The 21465-nt window shown below is 72.9% G+C and carries 17 protein-coding genes, 4 tRNA genes and 1 other RNA gene; 8 read left to right on the forward strand and 14 right to left on the reverse strand.

Annotated features, from left to right (window positions below; translation table 11 throughout):
- Positions 1-4 precede the first annotated feature (4 nt).
- Entirely contained in the window at positions 5-1438 is a 1434-nt protein-coding gene (locus AB0D94_RS00200; RefSeq protein WP_362043671.1) for a sulfatase-like hydrolase/transferase, read from the forward strand.
- A gap of 104 nt (positions 1439-1542) precedes the next feature.
- Here the strand turns inward: AB0D94_RS00200 and AB0D94_RS00205 are convergent, their stop codons facing one another.
- The 6 genes from AB0D94_RS00205 to purS all read right to left on the reverse strand — a co-directional run bounded on the left by AB0D94_RS00205 (position 1543) and on the right by purS (position 7842).
- Positions 1543-2367 (reverse strand): META domain-containing protein, encoded by an 825-nt coding sequence (locus AB0D94_RS00205; RefSeq protein WP_362043673.1) that lies wholly within the window; start codon positions 2365-2367, stop codon positions 1543-1545.
- An 83-nt stretch (positions 2368-2450) separates the two neighbouring features.
- The gene (locus AB0D94_RS00210; RefSeq protein WP_362043675.1) at positions 2451-3248 is read right to left on the reverse strand and encodes a sterol carrier family protein; all 798 of its coding nucleotides are present in this window, start codon (positions 3246-3248) and stop codon (positions 2451-2453) included.
- Positions 3249-3265: 17 nt separating this feature from the next.
- Positions 3266-4519: a hypothetical protein gene (locus tag AB0D94_RS00215; RefSeq protein WP_362043677.1), complete on the reverse strand. Its 1254-nt coding sequence runs from the start codon at positions 4517-4519 to the stop codon at positions 3266-3268.
- A gap of 142 nt (positions 4520-4661) precedes the next feature.
- The gene (gene purL, locus AB0D94_RS00220) at positions 4662-6911 is read right to left on the reverse strand and encodes a phosphoribosylformylglycinamidine synthase subunit PurL (protein ID WP_362043679.1); all 2250 of its coding nucleotides are present in this window, start codon (positions 6909-6911) and stop codon (positions 4662-4664) included.
- Entirely contained in the window at positions 6908-7588 is a 681-nt protein-coding gene (gene purQ, locus AB0D94_RS00225) for a phosphoribosylformylglycinamidine synthase subunit PurQ (protein WP_362043681.1), read from the reverse strand. Before purQ ends, purL begins: the two co-directional genes overlap by 4 nt.
- A 2-nt stretch (positions 7589-7590) precedes the next feature.
- On the reverse strand, positions 7591-7842 hold the full coding sequence (gene purS, locus AB0D94_RS00230; RefSeq protein ID WP_008740952.1) for a phosphoribosylformylglycinamidine synthase subunit PurS: 252 nt from the start codon (positions 7840-7842) through the stop codon (positions 7591-7593).
- Between the two features lie 343 nt (positions 7843-8185).
- Between purS and AB0D94_RS00235 the strand changes: the two genes are divergently transcribed.
- The 6 genes from AB0D94_RS00235 to AB0D94_RS00260 all read left to right on the forward strand — a co-directional run bounded on the left by AB0D94_RS00235 (position 8186) and on the right by AB0D94_RS00260 (position 11003).
- Positions 8186-8503, forward strand: coding sequence for an Lsr2 family protein (locus tag AB0D94_RS00235; protein ID WP_266935411.1), 318 nt, complete (start codon positions 8186-8188; stop codon positions 8501-8503).
- A gap of 87 nt (positions 8504-8590) precedes the next feature.
- A tRNA-Gly gene (locus tag AB0D94_RS00240) sits at positions 8591-8662 on the forward strand.
- A 68-nt stretch (positions 8663-8730) separates the two neighbouring features.
- Positions 8731-8803, forward strand: a tRNA-Gly gene (locus AB0D94_RS00245).
- Between the two features lie 260 nt (positions 8804-9063).
- Entirely contained in the window at positions 9064-10299 is a 1236-nt protein-coding gene (locus AB0D94_RS00250) for a histidine kinase (protein WP_362043684.1), read from the forward strand.
- Positions 10296-10907 carry a response regulator transcription factor gene (locus AB0D94_RS00255; protein ID WP_362043686.1) on the forward strand — a complete coding sequence of 204 codons (612 nt, stop codon included), beginning with the start codon at positions 10296-10298 and terminating at the stop codon, positions 10905-10907. Before AB0D94_RS00250 ends, AB0D94_RS00255 begins: the two co-directional genes overlap by 4 nt.
- 23 nt (positions 10908-10930) lie before the next feature.
- A tRNA-Gly gene (locus AB0D94_RS00260) sits at positions 10931-11003 on the forward strand.
- 47 nt (positions 11004-11050) lie between these two features.
- Here AB0D94_RS00260 and AB0D94_RS00265 read toward each other — a convergent pair.
- From AB0D94_RS00265 to ffs, 6 genes are all read right to left on the reverse strand, one after another.
- Positions 11051-11965, reverse strand: a complete 915-nt coding sequence (locus tag AB0D94_RS00265) for a phosphoribosylaminoimidazolesuccinocarboxamide synthase (RefSeq protein ID WP_362043688.1) — start codon at positions 11963-11965, stop codon at positions 11051-11053.
- 91 nt (positions 11966-12056) lie between these two features.
- Positions 12057-13538 carry a N,N-dimethylformamidase beta subunit family domain-containing protein gene (locus AB0D94_RS00270; RefSeq protein ID WP_362043690.1) on the reverse strand — a complete coding sequence of 494 codons (1482 nt, stop codon included), beginning with the start codon at positions 13536-13538 and terminating at the stop codon, positions 12057-12059.
- Positions 13539-13844: 306 nt separating this feature from the next.
- Positions 13845-15500, reverse strand: a complete 1656-nt coding sequence (locus AB0D94_RS00275; RefSeq protein WP_362043692.1) for a hypothetical protein — start codon at positions 15498-15500, stop codon at positions 13845-13847.
- 289 nt (positions 15501-15789) lie between these two features.
- Positions 15790-17052, reverse strand: a complete 1263-nt coding sequence (gene purD, locus AB0D94_RS00280; protein ID WP_362043694.1) for a phosphoribosylamine--glycine ligase — start codon at positions 17050-17052, stop codon at positions 15790-15792.
- Between the two features lie 60 nt (positions 17053-17112).
- Positions 17113-19392: a DNA polymerase III subunit gamma and tau gene (locus AB0D94_RS00285; RefSeq protein WP_362043696.1), complete on the reverse strand. Its 2280-nt coding sequence runs from the start codon at positions 19390-19392 to the stop codon at positions 17113-17115.
- Between the two features lie 62 nt (positions 19393-19454).
- An RNA gene (ffs, locus tag AB0D94_RS00290) (signal recognition particle sRNA small type) lies at positions 19455-19553 on the reverse strand.
- A gap of 107 nt (positions 19554-19660) precedes the next feature.
- Between ffs and AB0D94_RS00295 the strand changes: the two genes are divergently transcribed.
- Positions 19661-19745 (forward strand) — tRNA-Ser (locus AB0D94_RS00295).
- Between the two features lie 92 nt (positions 19746-19837).
- Here AB0D94_RS00295 and AB0D94_RS00300 read toward each other — a convergent pair.
- Both AB0D94_RS00300 and AB0D94_RS00305 read right to left on the reverse strand, forming a co-directional pair.
- Positions 19838-21109: a hypothetical protein gene (locus tag AB0D94_RS00300; protein ID WP_362043698.1), complete on the reverse strand. Its 1272-nt coding sequence runs from the start codon at positions 21107-21109 to the stop codon at positions 19838-19840.
- 131 nt (positions 21110-21240) lie between these two features.
- Positions 21241-21426 (reverse strand): hypothetical protein, encoded by a 186-nt coding sequence (locus AB0D94_RS00305; protein ID WP_361950979.1) that lies wholly within the window; start codon positions 21424-21426, stop codon positions 21241-21243.
- Positions 21427-21465 lie beyond the last annotated feature (39 nt).

The following is a 21465-nucleotide window of genomic DNA, read 5'->3' on the forward strand; positions in this document are numbered from 1 at the left end:
ACCTGTGTCTTCGTACGAGAACAAGCTGTCCCGTCGTGCCTTCGGCGGCGCCGTCGGTGTGAGTGCTGCCGCCGCCGCGGTGGGGCTGGGCGCTGCCCCGGCCGCGGCCGCCGAGGCTCCGGCCGCACCGTCCGCGGGCCCCCGGGAGCAGGAGTTCCGGGCCGCCCGGGGGCGCCGCTCCCGCCGTCCGAACATCCTGTTCATCCTGGGCGACGACCTGGGCTGGGCCGACCTCTCCGCCTACCGCTCGCCGCACATCGAGACCCCGAACCTGGACCGCCTCGCCCGCCAGGGCGTCCGGTTCACCGATGCCTACTCCGGCTCCGCGACCTGCTCGCCGACCCGGTTCAGCCTGTACACCGGGCGCTACCCGGGCCGGACCAGGGGCGGGCTGGCGGAGCCGATCGCCGACAAGTCGGCGGGGCTGGAGCCGACGCACCCCACGCTGGCCTCGCTGCTGCGCGGCTCCGGCTACGCCACCGCCCTGATCGGCAAGTGGCACGCGGGCTACCTGCCCGACTACAGCCCGACGAGGTCCGGCTGGGACGAGTTCTTCGGCAACTTCGGCGGAGCCCTGGAGTACTACTCCAAGCTGGGCCTCGGCGGCGAGTACGACCTCTACGAGGGCGACGCCGCGTACAAGGACCTGCGCTACTACACCCGGATCATCACCGAGCGGGCGAGCGAGTACGTCTCCCGCGACCACCACGGCAAGCCCTGGCTGCTGAACCTCAACTTCACCACCCCGCACTGGCCGTGGATCGCCGACGGGGACACCGAGGAGAGCGCGGAGATCGTCCGGCGGATCAAGGCGGGCGACGGGCGGGCCCTGTGGCACCAGGACGGCGGCTCGGTCGGGAAGTACAAGGAGATGGTCGAGGACCTGGACCGCTCGGTCGGCGAGGTGCTGGAGGCCCTGAAGCGCTCCGGCCAGGAGGACGACACCCTGGTCGTCTTCTCCAGCGACAACGGCGGCGAGCGGTTCTCGTACAACTGGCCGCTGTCGGGCAGCAAGGCCTCCCTCCAGGAGGGCGGGATCCGGGTGCCGAACATCGCGCGCTGGCCCGCACGGCTGGACGGCGGCCAGGTCAGCCACGTGCCGGTGTTCAGCCCGGACTGGACGGCGACCCTGCTGGAGCTGGGCGGGGCCCGGCCGGACCGGGCGTACCCCCTCGACGGGGTGAGCCTGGCCGGGTACCTGCTGCGCGGCGAGAAGCCGGCCGGGCGGGACCTGTTCTGGCGGGTGCGCGGGGAGCGGGCGCTGCGCCGCGGGAACTGGAAGTACTACCGCGGCAAATCGGGCCGGGACCAGCTGTTCGACCTGGCCGCCGATGTCCGCGAACAGGCCGACAAGGCCGCGGTGGAACCGGCCCGGCTGGCGGAGCTGCGGGCGGCCTGGGAGTCCGTGGACGCGGGGCTGCTGCCGTACCCGGGCTGATCCCCGCCCGCCCGGCCGTGGTCACGGCCGGACTCGATGGTGACGTCCGCCGGTCGCCGTCCTCCGCTGCCATGGCGGAGGACGGCGGCGCGGCGCACGTGCGGTCACTCGGCGGCGGAGGCGGCCCTGGCGCCCAGGCCCTTGCCGTCGGGCGCGGTGAGGGTCAGCTGCGTGCCCTTGACCTGCCAGGTGAGCGGGCCGCTGCCGAAGAGCCCGGTCAGCGTCCGCTCCACCTCGCCGGCCGGGCCCTCGCAGGCCATCCGGGTCGTGGTGAGCGGCCCGAAGGTGACCGAGGAGCCCTCGACGGCGGCCGGGGCGCTGAACCGGTTGCAGCCGAGGTTGCCGCCGGCCGTGCCGTCGGCGGCGAGCGTGAACCGGGCCTTGCCGGCCGCCTCGGGCGGTACGGAGGACACGGTCCCGCCGCTGAGCAGGGAGTCGACGGTCCACTCGGTGGTGGTGAGCGGGGCGTCCGCCACCGGGGGCTTCGACGTCATGGCGATGGTGCTCCCGTCGGCGGTCTTCAGGGTGAGCCGGTCCGGGCCGCGGTCGACGGTCAGCCGACCCTGGAACAGCTTGGCGAACGCCGTCTCGAATTCCATGTTCTCGCAGGCCATGGCGGTGGTGGCGCCCGGTGTGACGGTCAGCGCGGAGTCCCCGTCCAGGGCGACCCCGGCCGTGAATCCGTTGCAGCCGTAGTTGCCCGTGGCCTCGTCCTGGGTGAGCTCGACGCGGGCGGCCTCGGGCGCGTGCAGGGTGCGGCCGCCGGTGGTCAGGGACTCGACGCCCCAGGAACCCGTGGGACCGGGCAGCGGACCGCTGCCGCTCTCCGAGACCTGACCGCAGCCGGTGAGGCCGAGGGCGAGGACGAGGCCCAGACCCAGAGCGGCCCGGGCGGGAACGTGGTCGCGGACGTGCCGGAAGGTACGCATGCTCCTGGGACGGAGCGGCGGCCCGGACGGTTCCCCGCCCGGGCCGGGCCGGCGCGGCTCCGCTCGGCCCGGCCCGGCCCCGCTCAGCTCATCAGCGGGAGCAGCGCCGAGAGGTCGGCCCGCTCCCCGCTGGCGCGCACCCGCGCCGCCGAGACCGACTCGGCCCAGCCGCTCCGGCCCGTGGCCAGCCTGATCCAGGTCAGCGGGTCGGTCTCCACCACGTTGGGCGGGGTGCCGCGGGTGTGCCGGGGCCCCTCGACGCACTGGACCACCGCGAACGGGGGCACCCGTACCTCCACCGAGGCACCCGGCGCCTTGACCGCCAGGGCGTCCGCGAGGACCCGGGTGCAGGCGGCGAGGGCCTGCCGGTCGACGGGGATGTCCAGACCCGCGGCCCGGTTCAGGTCGTCGGTGTGGACGACGAGCTCCACGGTCCGGGTGACCAGGAAGTCGGCGACGGTCATCCCGCCGATCCACAGCGGGAGCACGTGCCCGCCGGGCAGGACGTCCAGCAGCTCGGCGAGCCGGGCGCCGGTCCGCTCGTACAGCGCGTCGAGCGGTTCCGCGGCCCGGCCGGGCCGTGCGTCCGCCGTACGGTGCGCCTCGGCGATCACCCCGGCGATCGGCCCGGTCGCGAACGGCCAGGTCTGTACGGTCACTTCCGCGCGCGCGGCGGGCGGCCTGGCGGCGGCCCCGGCGAGCGAGCCGACCGCCCACGCCAGGTGCTCCGCCAGGTCCCGTACGGTCCAGTCGCCGAGCTGCGCGGGGCGCGCCAGGCGCTCCTCGTCCAGCCCGCGCAGCGCGTCGGCGACGTGGCCGAACTGGGCCAGGACGGCCGTGCGGATCCGGTCCGGGGCGTAGGTACGGGTCTTGGGTGCCATGCGGCGAGTCTGCCCGATCAGTCACCGCCCCCGCCGCAGCCTCCGCCACAACTGCTGCCGCCGTCACCGCTGCCGCAGGCGAAGCCGACGCCTCCGTGGTCGCCGCGGGCGGCCCGGGCGGCCCGCTCCACGCGCCGGCGCTCGTCCTCCACCCGGGACCTGAGGGTGTACGAGTTCCCGGCCGGCTGCCACGGCGGCAGGGAGTGGCGGCGTACGGGCAGCAGCGGGGCGGTCGTGACGGCGGTGACGATCCGGGTGTCGCTCTCGTAGTGGGCGTACTCCAGGACGACTTCGGCGCCTTCGTGGGGCACCCCGTACAGGAGCGCCTCGAAGGGCTCGCGGCGCGGGTCGATGTCGTGGTGCTCGGCCCGCAGCCGGCTCTCCTCCCCACCGGCCAGCAGCCGGCCGCTGCCGGAGCCGTGGCTGTTCGCGAAGAGGTCGCGGAAGGCGACCAGCGGCTCGGCCGTCGTCGTCACGGCGTCGGCGACCAGCCAGCAGGGCCCGACCAGCGGATTGCGCACGCCGACGCGCAGCACGGGCTGCGGCCCGTCGTGCAGCCGCCGGGCGGCGCGCCGCGCCTGGAGGCCGCGGCCGAGCAGGGTGGTACCGGGGACCAGCAGCAGGAGGGCGACGAGCTGCTGGCCGGCGGCGTCGTACGGGGTCCCCGTCCCCGCCGCCCGCAGATCCGCGGCCAGACCCCAGGCCAGGAGCACCGCGGCCGCGAGGCAGAGCGCGGCCCCGGGGGCGATCAGCCACCGGCCGCGCCGCCGGTGCCCCGTGGTGAGGCGCTGGGGGACCGGGCGGCGGGCGCCGCCGGCCGCCGCGAGGAAGAGGTTCCGCTGCCGGCTCCGGGCCCGCCGCCGCAGCAGCGCCCCGGTGAACGCCCAGGCGCACAGGGCCAGGACCAGCCAGGCGCCGGGCCCGTCGGAGCGCTCGGGGAGGGCCAGGGAGAGGACCGTGTCCAGGGCTGCGAGCGGGGCGCCGACGAGGGTCGCGCCCGGCAGGAAGCGGTACCAGGCGGGGAGCGCGAGCAGCAGGACCGCCCCGGGAAAACCGGTCCACGCGGTGCCGAGGTGGGTGCGCTCGGGTTCGTACCGGACGAGCAGCACGATCGCGAGGAGGACCAGCGGCGCCAGGACCCAGCCGACGACGGTCGGGGAGAAGGCCCACGGCACACGGGCATCGCGCCACCGCCGGGCGTCCTCGGGCTTCCAGACCGGGGCGCCGCCCTGGGGTATCGCCGCTTCGGGCAGGTTCTTGACGATGCTCACGGCGTCAGTATGCGCAAGCGCCGCCGCTGGTCAGAAGCCGGTTCCGGGTACGGAATCGCTACGGCCGGATGGCCGGGCCACGCGCGAGCCCCCGCCCGGAGGGGATCCGGGCGGGGGCTCGTACGCGTACGACGGGCGGGGATCAGGCCAGCAGGGCCGGGATCGTCGCCTCGTGGGCCGCGCGGAGTTCGGCCAGCGGGAGGGTGAACTCGCCCTGGATCTCGATCTCATCGCCGTCGACCACGCCGATGCGGGTGGCCGGCAGGCCCCGCGCACCGCACATGTCGGTGAAGCGGAGCTCCTCGCTGCGCGGGACGGCCACGATGGCGCGGCCCGCGGACTCGGAGAACAGGAAGGTGAAGGCGTCCAGTTCCTCGGGCACCACGATCCGGGCACCGTTGCCGCCGCGCAGGCAGGACTCGGTGAGCGCCTGGATCACGCCGCCGTCGGAGAGGTCGTGCGCGGCGTCGACCATGCCGTCGCGCGAGGCGGAGATCAGGATCTCGCCCAGCAGCTTCTCGCGGCCCAGGTCCACCTTGGGCGGCAGGCCGCCGAGGTGGTCGTGGACGACCTGGGACCAGGCCGAGCCGCCGAACTCCTCGGTCGTGTCGCCCAGCAGGTAGAGCAGCTGGCCGGCCTCCGAGAACGCCATCGGCGTGCGGCGGTTGACGTCGTCGATCACGCCGAGGACCGCCACGACCGGGGTCGGGTGGATCGCGGTCTCGCCCGTCTGGTTGTAGAGCGAGACGTTGCCGCCGGTCACCGGGGTGCCCAGCTCCAGGCAGCCGTCGGCGAGGCCGCGGGTGGCCTCGGCGAACTGCCACATGACGTCCGGGTCCTCGGGGGAGCCGAAGTTCAGGCAGTTCGAGATCGCGAGCGGCTTGGCGCCGGTCGCGGCCACGTTGCGGTACGACTCCGCCAGCGCCAGCTGCGCGCCCGCGTAGGGGTCGAGCTTGGCGAAGCGGCCGTTGCCGTCGGTGGACATGGCCACGCCGAGGTTGGTCTCCTCGTCGATGCGGACCATGCCCGCGTCCTCGGGCTGCGCGAGCACGGTGTTGCCCTGCACGAAGCGGTCGTACTGGTCGGTGACCCAGGACTTCGAGGCCTGGTTCGGGGAGGAGACCAGCGCCAGGACCTGCGCGCGGAGCTCCTCGGAGGTCTGCGGGCGGGGCAGCTTGCCGGCGTCGTCCGCCTGGAGCGCGTCCTGCCAGGAGGGGCGCGCGTACGGGCGGTTGTAGACGGGGCCCTCGTGGGCGACGGTGCCCGGGGGCACGTCCACGATCTGCTCGCCGTGCCAGAAGATCTCCAGGCGCTCGCCGTCGGTCACCTCACCGATGACGGTGGCGATGACGTCCCACTTCTCGCAGATCTCCATGAAGCGGTCCACGTACTGCGGCTCGACGATCGCGCACATGCGCTCCTGCGACTCGCTCATGAGGATTTCCTCGGGCGAGAGCGTCGCGTCGCGCAGCGGGACGGTGTCCAGCTCGACCCGCATGCCGCCGGAACCGGCGGAGGCCAGCTCGCTCGTGGCACAGGAGAGCCCGGCGCCGCCGAGGTCCTGGATGCCCGCGACCAGCTTCTCCTTGAAGATCTCCAGGGTGCACTCGATGAGGAGCTTCTCCTGGAAGGGGTCGCCGACCTGCACGGCGGGGCGCTTGGTGGGCTTCGTGTCGTCGAAGGTCTCGGACGCGAGGACCGAGACGCCGCCGATGCCGTCGCCACCCGTGCGGGCGCCGTAGAGGATGACCTTGTTGCCGGGGCCGGAGGCCTTGGCGAGGTGGATGTCCTCGTGCTTCATGACGCCGATGCAGCCGGCGTTCACGAGCGGGTTGCCCTGGTAGCAGGCGTCGAAGACGACCTCGCCGCCGATGTTCGCCAGGCCCAGGCAGTTGCCGTAGCCGCCGATGCCCGCGACCACGCCCGGCAGGACGCGCTTGGTGTCGGGGTGGTCGGCCGCGCCGAAGCGCAGCGGGTCCACGACCGCGACCGGGCGGGCGCCCATCGCGAGGATGTCGCGGACGATGCCGCCGATGCCGGTGGCCGCGCCCTGGTAGGGCTCGATGTACGAGGGGTGGTTGTGCGACTCCACCTTGAAGGTGACCGCGTAACCCTGGCCGACGTCGACGACGCCGGCGTTCTCGCCGATGCCGACGAGCATGGCGTCGTTCTGCGGGACCTTCTCGCCGAACTGCTTCAGGTGGACCTTGCTGCTCTTGTACGAGCAGTGCTCGGACCACATGACCGAGTACATGGCGAGCTCGGCGCCGGTCGGGCGGCGGCCGAGGATCTCGCGGATGCGCGCGTACTCGTCCTCCTTGAGGCCGAGCTCCTTCCAGGGCTGCGCGGCGTCCGGGTTCTCGCTGGCGTTCTTTACGGTGTCGAGGCTCATGCGCTGACCAGCTTCTTCAGGACCGAGGTGAAGAACGGGAGACCGTCGGTGCGGCCCGTCCCGATCAGCGGCTCGACCGCGTGCTCGGGGTGGGGCATGAGACCGACGACGTTGCCCGCGGCGTTGGTGATGCCGGCGATGTCGCGCAGCGAACCGTTCGGGTTCACGTCGAGGTACCGGAAGGCCACGCGGCCTTCGGCCTCCAGTTCGTCGAGCGTGCGCTCGTCGGCGGTGTAGCGGCCGTCCATGTTCTTGAGCGGTACGGAGATCTCCTGGCCGGCGGTGTAGTCGCCGGTCCACGCGGTCTCCGCGTTCTCCACCCGCAGCTTCTGCTCGCGGCAGATGAAGTGCAGGTCGTTGTTGCGGAGCATCGCCCCCGGCAGCAGGTGGGCCTCGGTGAGGACCTGGAAGCCGTTGCAGATGCCGAGGACGGGCATGCCGCCCTTGGCCTGCTCGATGATGGTCTCCATCACCGGCGAGAACCGGGAGATGGCCCCGGCGCGCAGGTAGTCCCCGTAGGAGAAGCCGCCCGCGAGGACGACCGCGTCGACCTGGTGCAGGTCCTTGTCGCGGTGCCAGAGCGAGACCGGCTCGGCCCCCGCGAGGCGGATGGCGCGCAGCGAGTCACGGTCGTCGAGCGTTCCGGGGAACGTGACGACTCCGATGCGAGTGGTCACCGTCAGGCCTCGACCTTCACGGTGAAGTCTTCGATGACGGTGTTGGCGAGGAAGGTTTCGGCCATCTTGTGGATGCGGTCGAGGGCGGCCTGGTCGACCGGTCCCTCCACCTCCAGTTCGAAGCGCTTCCCCTGGCGGACGTCGGCGATTCCTTCGAAGCCCAGACGCGGCAGTGCACGCTGCACCGCCTGGCCCTGGGGGTCGAGGATCTCCGGCTTGAGCATGACGTCGACTACGACGCGTGCCACTGGCACTCCCGTGTGGTGGTTGGTGCGAAGGCGGTTCCCTCAGCGTACCCGGCCAAAATTTCTACGCGGGTAGATATCATCTGACCTTGATCGCCGACCGGTTTCGCCTTCACCAACGCTTCGCAAAATCCCCCGGAAAACCGCGTACCCGGCATTGCGGCAAGACACGCGGAGATAATTAACTGGGCTTCGCAATGCAATGCGAATCGGGGTACAAAGGAATCACCCGAGGCGGTGGCATTTGTCGCTTCGCGACGGGGGCAGAAAGACGCATTGCTCCGAAACATCCACACAGGCGACATCACCGCACGTCAACGGGTGACGACGTCGCACGAAGGGACCGATATCCGTGGCGCAGCGCGTAGTAGTCACGCTCTCCGATGACATCGATGGCGGAGAAGCGGCGGAAACGGTCGTGTTCGCTCTGGACGGTAAGTCGTACGAGATCGACCTCAATGTGGCCAACGCAAAGAAACTGCGGAAGGGCCTGGCCCCCTTCGTGGCCGCCGGCCGCCGCCAGTCCCGCTCGGGGAAGGCCTTCAAGCACACCTCCATCGCACCGGACCCGGCGGTCGTCCGGGCCTGGGCCCGGTCCAACCAGTACGACGTGCCGCCGCGCGGCCGCATCCCGAAGAAGATCTACGAGGCCTACAACGCGGCCCACTGAGGGCCGATTTGCCATCCACCCCCCTGGATCGGCTAGTGTGTGGATCACGCCGAGGGGCGAGGCCGCAGGCCGAAGCCCCGAAGTCGTGCGGGTGTAGTTCAGTAGCAGAACATCCTCCTTCCAGGGGGAAGGCGCAGTGTGCGATCCCTGTCACCCGCTCTGCATCGTTTACCGACCACTCCGGTGGATCGGGTAGAGTGATGCACGCATTGCCGAGCGCAGTGCATGCGGACGTAGCTCAGTTGGTAGAGCACCACCTTGCCAAGGTGGATGTCGCGCGTTCGAGTCGCGTCGTCCGCTCAGAGTGGGAAGGCCCCGGTCATTACGACCGGGGCCTTCTTCGTGTTCCCCGAGAAACCACCGGCGTCTGCGGACGGGCCGCCCTGACAAATGTCATCCCGGGTCATGACGGCACGCACTGCCGTAGTGGCCCGCGCTGCACGAGACTCGGAGCAGTCACCGCCCTGGCCTGCATCATGATCACCGTGTTTGCTGTCCAGCGGTGGCCGCGCCGGGAATCGCGCGGCCGGAGCGCAGGAAGACCCAGGGGGACGAGGACCGTGTCGAAGCTGACGGGGTGGTGGAGGAACCGCAGCACCGCGGGGAAGGTCGAGGTCTACACCCGCTGGTCGTTCCACTTCTTCGTGCTGATGGAGATCCTCGGGTTCGGGCTGGGCCCGCTGGTCGGCCGTTCCGGGAAGTCCTCGGCGCTGGTGGCGGGCCTGCTCTTCGTGATGATGTGCGGCCACGCGGTGCTCTGCGGGGTGCTCTCGTCCAGGGCCCTGAGCTGGGTGGTGGGCAAACGTGAGCGCCCGGACCGGCTGGCGGCGGCCACCGTCGTCGCGACCGCCGCCGCGGCCCTGGCCGTCCTCGCCGTGCGGGCCGGCGGGGAGCTCGACCCGACCGCCGCGCCCACGCTGGTCATGGGGCTGGCCTGCTTCACCACCGGATCGCTGGTGCTCTTCCTGCGGACCGTCCGGCGCATCCGGTACGTCCCCCCGGTCGCGGCGCTCGGCACGGGCCTGGCCGTGCTCGGCCTGGGACTGGAGCCCACGGAGGCCGTGGGGTACGCCGTCGGGGTGCTGGTGGGCAGCCTGTTCTTCGGCGCCACCTGCGGGTTCTCGGCCTGGCTGCTGGACACGGTCCACGAACTGGACCGCTCCCGCGAGGCCCTGGCCCGGCTGGCGGTGGCGGAGGAGCGGCTGCGGTTCGGCCGGGACCTGCACGACGTGATGGGCCGCAACCTGGCGGTGATCGCCCTCAAGAGCGAACTGGCGGTCCAGCTGGCACGGCGCGAACGGCCCGAGGCGGTGGACCAGATGATCGAGGTGCAGCGCATCGCGCGGGAGTCCCAGCGGGAGGTACGGGACGTGGTGCGGGGCTACCGGGAGGCGGATCTCGCGGTGGAGCTGGAGGGTGCCCGCGGGGTGCTGAGCGCGGCCGGGATGGACTGCCGGGTCGACCTCCAGGGCGCGCGGGAGCTGCCGTCCGAGGTCCAGTCCGCGCTCGGCTGGGTGGTGCGCGAGGCGACGACGAACGTGCTGCGGCACGGGGACGCGCAGAACTGCGTGATCCGGCTGACGGCGCCGGAGGCGGGCGACGTGACGCTGGTGGTGGAGAACGACGGGGCGCCCGAGACGCCCTCGGGGCCGCCGGGTTCGGGGCTGGCCGGGCTGCGCGAGCGGCTCGCGGCACTGGACGGGACCTTGCAGGCGGGGCCGGTGGACGGCGGCCGGTTCCGGCTGCGTGCCGAGATCCCGGGCCGACAAGCGCAACGACTGGAGGTGCGGGCGTGAGCCCCGTACGCGTACTGCTCGCCGACGACGAACACCTCATCCGCGGAGCCCTGGCCGCGCTGCTGGGACTGGAGGACGACCTGCTGGTGATCGCCGAGGCGGCCTCGGGGCCCGAGGCGCTCGCGATGGCGCGGGCGCACCGGCCGGACGTGGTGGTGCTGGACCTGCAGATGCCGGGGGCCGACGGTGTGAGTGTGGCCACAGCGCTGCGGGCCGAACTCCCCGCCTGCAAGACCATGATCGTGACGAGCCACGGCCGCCCGGGGCACCTCAAGCGGGCCCTGGCCGCGGGGGTGCGGGCCTTCGCGCCGAAGACGGTTTCGGCGCAGCGGCTGGCCGAGCTGATCCGGACCGTGCACGCCGGAGGGCGTTATGTGGACCCGGAGTTGGCGGCCGACGCGATCAGCGCGGGGGACTCGCCGCTGACCGCGCGCGAGGCGGAGGTGCTGGAACTCGCGGCCGACGGGGCGCCGGTCGCGGAGATCGCGGAGCGCGCCTCGCTGTCGCAGGGGACCGTACGGAACTACCTGTCCTCGGCGGCGTCGAAGCTCGGGGCCGAGAACCGGCACACGGCAGTGCGTCTCGCACGCGAGCGGGGTTGGGTATAGTAGGTCTCGCGTTACGGCGCAGTGCGGACATAGCTCAGTTGGTAGAGCACCACCTTGCCAAGGTGGATGTCGCGCGTTCGAGTCGCGTTGTCCGCTCAGAACGAAGAAGCCCCCGGTCCTCGGACCGGGGGCTTCTTCGTGTCTCAGGCCCGGCTCTGCCAGGTCAGGCCGGTGAGCCGCTCGTAGGCCTCGATGTACTTGGCGCTGGTCTGCTCGACGACCTCCTGCGGCAGGGCGGGCGGCGGCAGTTCCCCCTTCGGGTCCCAGCCGGAGGCCGGGGAGGACAGCCAGTCGCGGACGTACTGCTTGTCGAAGGAGGGCTGCGCGTGGCCCGGCTCCCACAGGTCGGCCGGCCAGAAGCGGGAGGAGTCCGGGGTCAGCACCTCGTCGGCGGCGACCAGCGTGCCGTCCTTCGGGTCGAAGCCGAACTCGAACTTGGTGTCCGCCAGGATGATCCCGCGCTCGCGCGCGATGTCCCGGGCGCGGCCGTACACGGCGAGGGTGGTCTGGCGCAGCAGCGCGGCGGTCTCGGCGCCGGCGGTGCGGGCGACCTCCTCGTAGGAGACGTTCTCGTCGTGCTCGCCGACTGCGGCCTTGGCTGCCGGGGTGAAGATCGGGGCGGGCAGCTCGGAGCCGTCCACGAGCCCCTCGGGCAGGGCCAGTCCGCAGACGGTACGGGTCTGCTTGTACTCGGCGAGGCCCGAGCCCGTGAGGTAGCCGCGGGCCACGCACTCGACGGCGACCATGTCGAGGTTGCGGCAGATCAGCGTGCGGCCGGCCCAGTCGGCGGGGGCGCCTGCGGGCAGCTCGGTGGAGATGACGTGGTTCGGGACGAGGTCCGCGAGCTGGTCGAACCACCACAGGGAGAGCTGGGTGAGGACGCGGCCCTTGTCCGGGATCTCGGTGGGCAGCACCCAGTCGAAGGCGGACATGCGGTCGCTGGCGACCATGACGAGGCGGTCTTTCTCGTCGCGGTAGAGGTCGCGGACCTTGCCGGTGTGGAGGTGGACGAGGCCGGGAACCTCAACCGGCTCGGGCTTTTCGACGAATCCGGACACGGGGTCTCCCTGTGGGTCTGTACGAGCGCAAACCCATTCTCCCGTACGGCGGCCCGTGCCCCGCCCACGGGGTGTCATGCGGGCGCGGGGCTCAGTCGCGCTTGCAGATCCGGTCGAGGAGGTTGGCGGTGGCCCGCTGCACGCGCTCGTCGACGTGGCCGGGGCGGTCGAGGGCGGGGGACCAGGCGAAGGTGCCGGAGGCGAAGACCAGGGCGCCGCTGGGGGCCCGGTAGAGCGAGGTCTCCTGGTGGCGGCGGTGGCCCTCGGTGTCGAGGTAGGGGGAGTGGGCGAGCAGGATCCGGTCCTGGTGCTCGGGGAGCTGGGTGCGCGGGAAGTACCGGTCGGCCTCACCGGCGACCAGGCCGGGGAGTTCGTCGTTCTCGGTGGCGCCGGTGGAGTCCCAGAGCCAGTGCGTGGCATTGCGCACGATCAGGGGTGCGGGTTCGGGGACCCGTCCCGCGTACTGGATGCCGAGCAGCTGCTGCTCCGGGCGGTCGACTTCGCGCCACAGGCTGGGGCGGCCGGGGCCGCGGCGTTTTCGGCAGGTGAGGAGCCGGTCCTCGACCCCGGAGGGGGACGGGGCGAGCTCGACCTGCCAGTACATGGTGTTGGCGGAGAGGAAGACGAGCGAGGTGCCGTGGTCGCGGGCGCGCTCGGCGGTGCGGCGCATCGGCCCCGACCAGTACTCGTCGTGGCCGGGGAAGATCAGGCCGCGGTAGCGGGTCGGGTCCACGCGGCCCGCGTGCAGGTCGCGGGTGTCGGCGTAGGCGAGGTCGTAGCCGTAGCGCTCGGCCCAGCGGATGAAGTCGTAGGCGTGGCCGACGTGCAGGGGCAGGCCCGCGCCGGCGTAGGGGCGGTCGAAGGAGACGGTGATGGCCGCGTCCTCCTCGCCGAGCAGCCGGCCCTCCTCGTCCCAGGCGTGGTAGAGGCTGGCGCCGGTGCGGCCGTCCTCCGGGTAGAGGTTGTACGCCTGCCAGGTGATGTCGGGGAGCAGGAGCAGGAGGTCCGCGGGGTGGTCGTCGCGGACGGTGAAGGGGATGTGGGAGCGGTAGCCGTCGGCGGTGGTCAGCACGGCGACGTACGCGCCCACGCTCCAGTAGGAGGGGACCTGGAGGCGCCAGGACAGCCACCAGTGGTGGCAGGAGACGGTGCGGTCGGCGGCCAGCGGGGCGGGCTGGACGATGCCGGAGAGGCGGGGGCTGGTGGTGATCTTGGATGCCCCGTCGCCGCCGTAGTGGCCGATCCGGTAGACGTCGACGGAGAACTGCTGGGGCGGGTCGACGGTGATGTGGAAGTCGATGGCCTCGCCGGGGGTGACGGCTCCGGTGGAGGCGAAGCCCTTGATCTGGCGGTGCACGTCGTCGGCGCTGCGGGGTCCGCCGTTGCCGCGGGCGCGCGGGGCCTGGCCGGCGCCGGCCGCCGCCGGATCCACGTACCAGGGCACGACCTGGCCGGTGTCGCCGAAGTAGAACTCACTGCCCCGGAACCAGGGCAGGGGGCCCTGCCCGAAGGGGTCGGTCACCGCATGCGCGAGCGCACCTGACTCCCAACGCCGGATCTGGTCCGCACCCATACCGCTCCCCTCCCTCGCTCCCCCGAACGACGCTTTCAGGACACCCCGGTTCAGGACATCCAGCCGCGGCCGGTCCCAGCACATCACATAACGCACGCACTCCGTCACCGTTCGTCGCGAATTGACGTGACCGGAACATTCGGATCCGCTTATTCGTGCGAGCCGTAGCCCGGCCGGGCGCGGGCCGACCCGGGGAACCGGCGCGGGCGGGCGGCCGCCCGAACGGTCGGAGCCGCAGGTCCGGGCCGTGAGGGCCGCGGGTCCGGCCGCACGGGCCGGGCCGTCGGGGCCGCCCGGGCCGCCCGGTCAGACCAGCCGGACCGGCTTCTCCGGGCGGACGCCGATCTCCGAGAGCCACTGCCTCAGGGGCTCCGGATCCCCGTCCTCGACCAGGCACAGCACGCGCGGCGCCAGATCCGACCGGCGCTCCCCGCCGATCAGCAGGACCGGCCCGTCCAGCCAGTCCAGCCCCGGCGCGGCACCGGCCGAGTCCACGGCCGCGCAGCACACCATCGCCGTCACGTGGTCGGCCAGCAGGTCCCGCGCGCTGCGCGGCGGCTGCAAGGGGAACAGCGGCACGGTGTCCGCACCGCGCGCCTTGCCCGCCCCGGCGCCCGGACCCGCGGCCCGCTCCTCGCGGGCGAGGTCCCCGCTGAGCCGGCCGGCCAGCGCCTCCCCGGCCACGCCGTCGCCGGCGGGGTCCGAGAGGTGCCCGAGCACCCGCTCCAGCGTGGGCCCGGCGAAGCCGTCCCCGGGCGGGGACAGGGCTGCGGGAGCGGCGGCCACGGCGTCCAGCGCCGCGTGCAGACGGGCCGCCTCCGTACGCCACTTGCGGTCCACGACCTCTTCCGGATACGCCGCCCACTCCACCGGCGACCAGTCCGGGCCGGGCTCGGCCGGACCGCCGTGGAACAGCCGCGCGGCCAGCAGCGAAGCCGCCTCGTCGATCGCCCCGGGCTGCTCCAGCAGATCGCAGGCCGGGCGCTCGCCCAGCCGCGAGGTGAACCCGTCGGCCAGCCGGTCCCGCCGGGAAAGTTCCGTCAGCGCGGAGACCACTCCCGCGTCCAGGTGCGCCGGCCAGCGGCCCATCCGCCACGCGGGCAGGGCGACCCGGGTCAGCAGCCGGTCCCAGCCCGCGTACGCGAGGCCGACCTGCTCCTGGGCGACGATGCGCAGCCCGTAGTCCACACCCTGTGCACGGTCCGAGGCGGCCGCGGCCACCCCGCGCTCCATCTCGGTGGCGTCGACCCGGCACAGCCGCAGCAGGAACCGCGCGGGCGGGGCGATCCAGCCGAGGCCGCGCCGGCCGCCCACGTCCACGGCGGCGTCCAGACCGCGTACGAAACCGCGGGCATCGGCTATGTCCGGGTGCGCGGAAGGACCCGTACCGGCGACGACCGGGGCGAGGACGGCCCGTAGCTCCGCGACCCGCATCCACCACAGGAAGGGCGAGCCGATCACGAGCACGGGAGCCGCGCCCGGTTCGGACTCCGGGCCCGCGGGTCCGGCTGTGCCGGCAGATGTGCGCGCGCCGCCGCGGCGGTGGGCCGCATGCGTGCGGTCCTCAAGCCAGCTGTCGCAGTCGGGCGTCAGCGCTATGGCGGAGGGCGACGGGACGTCCATCCGGTCGGCCAGGTCCCGCACCAGCCGGTAGAGGTCGGGGGCCGCGGCCTCCGACAGGGCCACCGTCGGCGTCACGGCGGGGCCGGCCCGCAGCACCACCGCGGCGAAGACTCCGCCGACCAGCAGCACGAGCGCGGCGACCGCGCACACGGCCAGGGTCACGGCAGGCCAGGGATCCCCGGCCAGCCGGCCGGTCATCCTGGCGGCGACGAGCACCACCGCGAGGGCGGCGGGCAGCATCGCGGCGGCCAGGGCCCTGCTGCGCACACGCAGCACGGCCAAGGCGCGGGAACGTGCGGACGGCACGCCCGCTTCGACGATCGAACCGGTTCCGGACACGGCCGGACCTCACCCCCTCTGCCCTGCGGCGGCATTGCTCACTCCCCCACTGTGACACCCGCCACCGACATCGCAATGCCGGTGGGCCAAGTGCCGGAATGCTTGCGCCGCACCCTAGTTGGGGCCTGCCCGGTCGTCAGGCAGACGGGGTGACGATCACCCGATGGAATGGCTTTGGGTAAAGGTGGGTGCGTTCGAACGCGGCCGGATGCAGTCGTACGCGCACGCGCACGCGGGCCCGGGCGCACCTTCGTGCACACCGGGCCCGCGGGGTTCGTGGAGCCGCAGCTCAGCGGCGTCCGGCCGCCTGGGCCGCCTTGGCCGCGATGTCCGTACGGTGCTGGGAGCCGTCCAGCCGGATGCGCGCGACCGCCTTATACGCCTTGTCCCGGGCCGCCGCCAGATCGGAACCGGTCGCCGTCACCGACAGCACGCGGCCGCCCGCGCTGACGACCGCGTCGCCCTCGCGCCGGGTCCCGGCGTGCAGCACGTACGCGTCGGGGCCGTCCTCGGCGGCCACCTCGGCCAGGCCTTCGATCGGGTCCCCGGTGCGCGGGGTCTCCGGGTAGTTGTGGGAGGCGATGACCACCGTGACGGCCGCGTCCTCGCGCCAGCGCAGCGGGGGCTCGGTGTCCAGGGTCCCGTTGGCGGCGTTCAGCAGCACGCTCGCGAGCGGGGTGCGCAGCCGGGCCAGGACCACCTGGGTCTCCGGGTCGCCGAAGCGGGCGTTGAACTCGATGACCCGGGTACCGCGGCTGGTGATCGCGAGACCGGCGTAGAGCAGGCCGGAGAAGGGGGTGCCGCGGCGGCGGAGCTCGTCGACGGTCGGCTGGAGGACCAGCTCCATGACCTCGTCGACCAGCTTCGGGTCGGCCCAGGGCAGCGGGGAGTACGCGCCCATGCCGCCGGTGTTGGGGCCCTCGTCGCCGTCCAGGGCCCGCTTGAAGTCCTGCGCGGGCTGGAGCGGCAGCACGGTGACGCCGTCGGTGATCGCGAAGAGGGAGACCTCGGGACCGTCGAGGTACTCCTCGATGACCACGCGGTCGCAGGCCAGGGCGTGCGCCCGGGCGGCCGCCAGGTCCTCGGTGACCACGACGCCCTTGCCGGCCGCGAGGCCGTCGTCCTTGACGACGTACGGGGCGCCGAAGGCGTCGAGGGCCTCGTCCACCTCTTCCGGGGTGGTGCAGACGTAGCTGCGCGCGGTCGGGACCCCGGCCGCGGCCATCACGTCCTTGGCGAAGGCCTTGGAGCCCTCGAGCCGCGCCGCCTCGGCGGACGGGCCGAAGACGGGGATGCCGGCGGCGCGCACGGCGTCGGCGACCCCGGCGACCAGCGGGGCCTCCGGGCCGACGACGACCAGGCCGGCGCCGAGTTCGGTGGCGAGAGCGGCGACGGCGGCGCCGTCGAGGGCGTCGACCGGGCGGAGCTCGGCCACCTCGGCGATGCCGGCGTTGCCGGGAGCGCAGTACAGCGCGGAGACGTCGGGGTCGAGGGACAGAGAGCGGCACAGGGCATGTTCGCGGGCGCCGCCGCCGATGACGAGGACCTTCACGCCGCTCAGCCTAGCCCGGCCGGCGCGGCCGGTTTCGTGCGGCCACCCAACTAGCAGGCGCTACTCATTCGTGTATTCCTCCACAACGGTCGCTCCGAGCTCGCGCACGATCAGGTCGTGTCCGGTCAGCGCGCTCTCGACGAGGTCGGGATCGTCCTCCTCGGGAACGTCGTCCTCGGGGGCCACCGGCGGCGGTGCCTGCCGTACGGGGGGCTGCGGGGCGGAGCCCTGTTGCTGGGGGGACGCGTGGGGCGGCTGGTGCGGCTGCTGCTGGGCGGGGGAGGCCTGCGCCGGTGCCTGCGGCGGCGGGCTGTAGGCCGGGGCGGGCGCGGGCGGGGCGGCGTACGAGGAGGTCTGGAGCGGAGCCGGGGATCCGCCGCCCACCACGGCGTCGATCTTCCAGTTCACCTGGAACTGCTCGGCCAGGACCGCCTTCAGCACGTCCTCGCTGCCGCTGCTCGCGAAGTTGTCGCGGGCTCCGGCATTGGGGAAGCCGAGCTGGAGGGTGGTGCCGTCGAAGCCGGTGACCTGGGCGTTCTGGCTGAGCAGGATCCAGGTGAAGCGGCGGCGGTTCTTGACGGCCTCCAGGACGCCCGGCCACATCGCCTGGACCTGCCCGGCGCCGGCGGCCATGCCGGGAGAGGGCGCAGGGGCGGCCGCCGGGGTCTGGGCGGGGCTCGGGGCCTGGGCGGGCGCGGGGGCCGCGGGGGCTCCCTGACCGGGCGCGGCCGCGCTCGGCCAGGCACCGGCCGCCGGGGCGGAGGCGGGCGCGGGGGCCGCCGGGGCGGCGGGCGTGGCGGGGGTGGCGGCTCCCGGCCAGGCGCCGGGGGCACCGCCGCCGGGGGCACCGCCGCCGGGCTGCGCGGCCCCGGGCCATGCCCCGGGCGCGGGGGCCGGGGCGGCGGGGGCCGGGGCGGGAGCGGCCACGGGCGGGGCCACCGGGGCGACGGGTGCGGCTGCGACAGGCGCGGCTGCAGGTGCGACCGGCGGGGCGGGCGGGGCCACGGGCGGGGCCTGAACCGCCGGCTCGGGCTCGGGAGCCCGTACGGCGGCCCGCGCGGCGGCGACGCCCCCACCCGGCCCGGCGGGCGCCATGGGATGCGCCTCGGGCCCGGGCACGTAGCCCATGACGGGCGGGGCGGCGGGGCCGCCGGCCGCGGCGGCTGCCGCGAAGGCGGCGGCCCCGCCCCGCTCCAGCCGGTCGAGCCTGGCCTGGAAGGACCGCTCGTCGTCGAAGGCGGCGGGCAGCAGCACGCGGGCGCAGATCAGCTCCAGCTGGAGCCGCGGCGAGGTCGCCCCGCGCATCTCGGTGAGCCCGGTGTTGACCAGATCGGCGGCCCGGGACAGCTCGGCCGCCCCGAACACCGAGGCCTGCGCCTGCATCCGCTCCACGACATCGGCGGGGGCGTCGATCAGCCCCTTCTCCCCGGCATCGGGCACGGCGGCGAGGATGACCAGGTCACGCAGCCGCTCCAGCAGGTCGGCGACGAACCGGCGGGGATCGTTCCCGCCTTCCACCACCCGGTCCACGACCTCGAAGGCGGCCGCCCCGTCCCCGGCGGCGAAGGCGTCGATGACGGAGTCGAGCAGGGACCCCTCGGTGTAGCCGAGCAAGGACGTCGCCATGGCATACGTCACACCCTCGTCGGCGGCGCCGGCGAGCAGCTGGTCCATGACGGACATCGAGTCACGCACGGACCCGGCACCGGCGCGCACGACGAGCGGCAGCACGCCGTCCTCGACGGTGGCGCCCTCGCGCCCGCAGACCTCGCCCAGGTAGTCCCGCAGGGTGCCGGGCGGCACGAGGCGGAAGGGGTAGTGGTGGGTCCGGGACCGGATGGTGCCGATCACCTTCTCCGGCTCGGTGGTGGCGAAGATGAACTTGAGGTGCTCCGGCGGCTCCTCGACCACCTTCAGCAGGGCGTTGAAGCCCGCCGAGGTGACCATGTGCGCCTCGTCGATGATGTAGATCTTGTAGCGACTGGAGGCCGGCCCGAAGAAAGCCTTCTCCCGCAGGTCACGGGCGTCGTCCACACCACCGTGCGAAGCGGCGTCGATCTCGATGACGTCGATGGACCCCGGCCCGTTCCGGGCGAGGTCGCGGCAGGACTGGCACTCCCCGCAGGGGGTCGGAGTGGGACCCTGCTCACAGTTCAGGCACCGGGCGAGGATGCGCGCACTGGTGGTCTTGCCGCACCCGCGCGGCCCGCTGAACAGGTACGCGTGATTGACCCGGTTGTTCCGCAGGGCCTGCATCAGAGGTGCAGTGACATGCTCCTGCCCGATGACCTCGGCGAACGACTCGGGGCGATAGCGGCGGTACAGCGCAAGGGACGACACGTATACGAGGTTATCCGGGCCCACCGACAACAGCCGCCCGCCGACGCCCCCAGGGCCCCGGAACGCAAAGCGCCCCCCACGCACCCGCCAGAGCCCACTTACCCTTGCTGCCTTCCGGCCCTGGGGGAGTTGGGTGAGATAGCGCCACGTGAGGGGCTGGCCCCACCCTAGCGGATGAACGGCCCCGGAATCGAGCCGGACCCCCGCCAGGTCCCCCGCCGACGATCACGTTCGCGAGCACCCCTCAACGTCTTGTATTGTTTGCGGCGGAGGATTCGCCTAGTGGCCTAGGGCGCACGCTTGGAAAGCGTGTTGGGGGCAACCCCTCACGAGTTCGAATCTCGTATCCTCCGCACCCGCCCACCAGGGCAAACGAAGGACCCGACCGCATAGCGGCCGGGTCCTTCGTCGTTCCGTGGTTGCAGTTTTGGTTGCAGTTCCCGATCTACGCCCCTCGCTGCCTTGGGATGGCCGAGGCCCGGCAGGCGTCACAGGCCATCGCCGCGTTGGGCCCGTACCGGCGCATCAGCTGCCCGCAGCCGATGCACGGCCCGACCTCCCACGGTGGACATCCCAGGGTGGCTGCTGCGGCGGACCGCTCGACTTGTGTGATCCACGTCGCACGCCGCTTCCGCTGGGCCGGCATGCGGGCGAGGGTGAAGCCGCCCGTGGGCTGCCCAAGATCCCTGACCGGCCTGGGGTCGCTCCGAAACCATCCTTCCTCGCCGGCCCGGCAAGAGCGATCGATCTCCTGCTCGGAGAAGGTGATCTCGTCGTCAGTCTGCTCCTGCACCTTGGGCAGGGGGTTCCACTGACCGGTCAGCTCCCGCCAGGTCCGACACTCGGTACGGGGAACCCACATGTGGCGGCCGGCACGACCGCCACCACGGCTCGGCACGAAGACCGGCACGCTGTCGCCGGTGGCGCTGGTCAGGATCAGGTCCTCGATCCGAACGGGCGGCTTGGGCGGGTCGCAGAGCGCTGGGAGAAACCACTCGGCGTGGATCGCGCCGCAATGGCCCGTACCGCCGTTGTCGGGACAGTGGAGCGCGCTGCTCGACAGACAGCGCCAGACCTGTAGGTGCCGATACCCGCCGCGGATGACCATCTCGCTGCCGTCGGCGATCTCCCGCCAGGACATGTCGTCGACCCGGGCCCAGGGTGCTCGGTCAATCAGGGCCGCCGTGTCGTCCTTGGCAACCCACAGCGGTGTGATGTCGTGCTCCATGGCGTTGACCGACCGCCGGTGGACGCTGCTGGGGCTGAGCGGGGAGTACTGGATCTCCCAGCCGATCTGGATGCCGGAAGGCCCAGTAACCACAGCATCGGTAACGCCACGCCGGTTGGGCATACCCACCTCGGCGTCTGCGGCCAGCCCGTACCCCTCGGCGGTCTCGACGATCCGCTCCTTGGTGGCCTTGTGCTGATCGCTCTCCGCCGGCGTCGGCTTGTGCGTGATCGGCAGGTGAGCGGCAACCAGCGGTGAGCGGCCACCGACGCGAGCCCGCCGAATGAACATCCACGGGGACTTCCCGCCCGCCTCGGACGCGCACGGCTTGCCTCGGTGGTGCGCGAGGCACTCCAGCATCTGCGGGTTCCGCTCCGAGACGCTGGTCATGATCTCTTCGAGTAGACCGGGGTAGCCGCGGACCCCCAAGTCTGGCTGCGTCAGGTTGATCTCAATGCCGTATTCGGTATGCCACACGCCATTGGCCATCCCTCCACGATAGGAACGGCCACCGACAGGCAACAGGGCGCGCGAGGGCCTGAACTCCGAAAGCCGGCCCCCAAGTTCTGGAGGACCGGCAATCGAGAATGGGCTGGACGATCACTGACCGCCCAAGGTGATCAGCGGCGCCACCGGTCCCAGAGCCACCCGATGGCCGTGACCGTCACGAAGCCGAGCACCTGCTGCGCCTCGTTGCCGATGCCGGCGGTGTAGCCCGCCGCGTAGCCGACCGCGACCGCGGCCACGAACATCTCGAACCTGGGCGGCCGCTCGCTTCCGACCAGGGGGACACGCATACTGGACATGGTTCTTCTCCTCATCAGATGGGTTGGACCATCCGCCGG

Source organism: Streptomyces sp. NPDC048255 (genome assembly GCF_040652415.1).
GTDB lineage: Bacteria > Actinomycetota > Actinomycetes > Streptomycetales > Streptomycetaceae > Streptomyces.

Bases quoted from the DNA above. Each gene is read 5' to 3' on its own strand.
- AB0D94_RS00205 (WP_362043673.1), bottom strand. From the start codon at position 2,367: ATGCGTACCTTCCGGCACGTCCGCGACCACGTTCCCGCCCGGGCCGCT.
- AB0D94_RS00210 (WP_362043675.1), bottom strand. From the start codon at position 3,248: ATGGCACCCAAGACCCGTACCTACGCCCCGGACCGGATCCGCACGGCC.
- purL (WP_362043679.1), bottom strand. From the start codon at position 6,911: ATGAGCCTCGACACCGTAAAGAACGCCAGCGAGAACCCGGACGCCGCG.
- AB0D94_RS00270 (WP_362043690.1), bottom strand. From the start codon at position 13,538: ATGGGTGCGGACCAGATCCGGCGTTGGGAGTCAGGTGCGCTCGCGCAT.
- AB0D94_RS00300 (WP_362043698.1), bottom strand. From the start codon at position 21,109: ATGGCCAATGGCGTGTGGCATACCGAATACGGCATTGAGATCAACCTG.
- AB0D94_RS00305 (WP_361950979.1), bottom strand. From the start codon at position 21,426: ATGTCCAGTATGCGTGTCCCCCTGGTCGGAAGCGAGCGGCCGCCCAGG.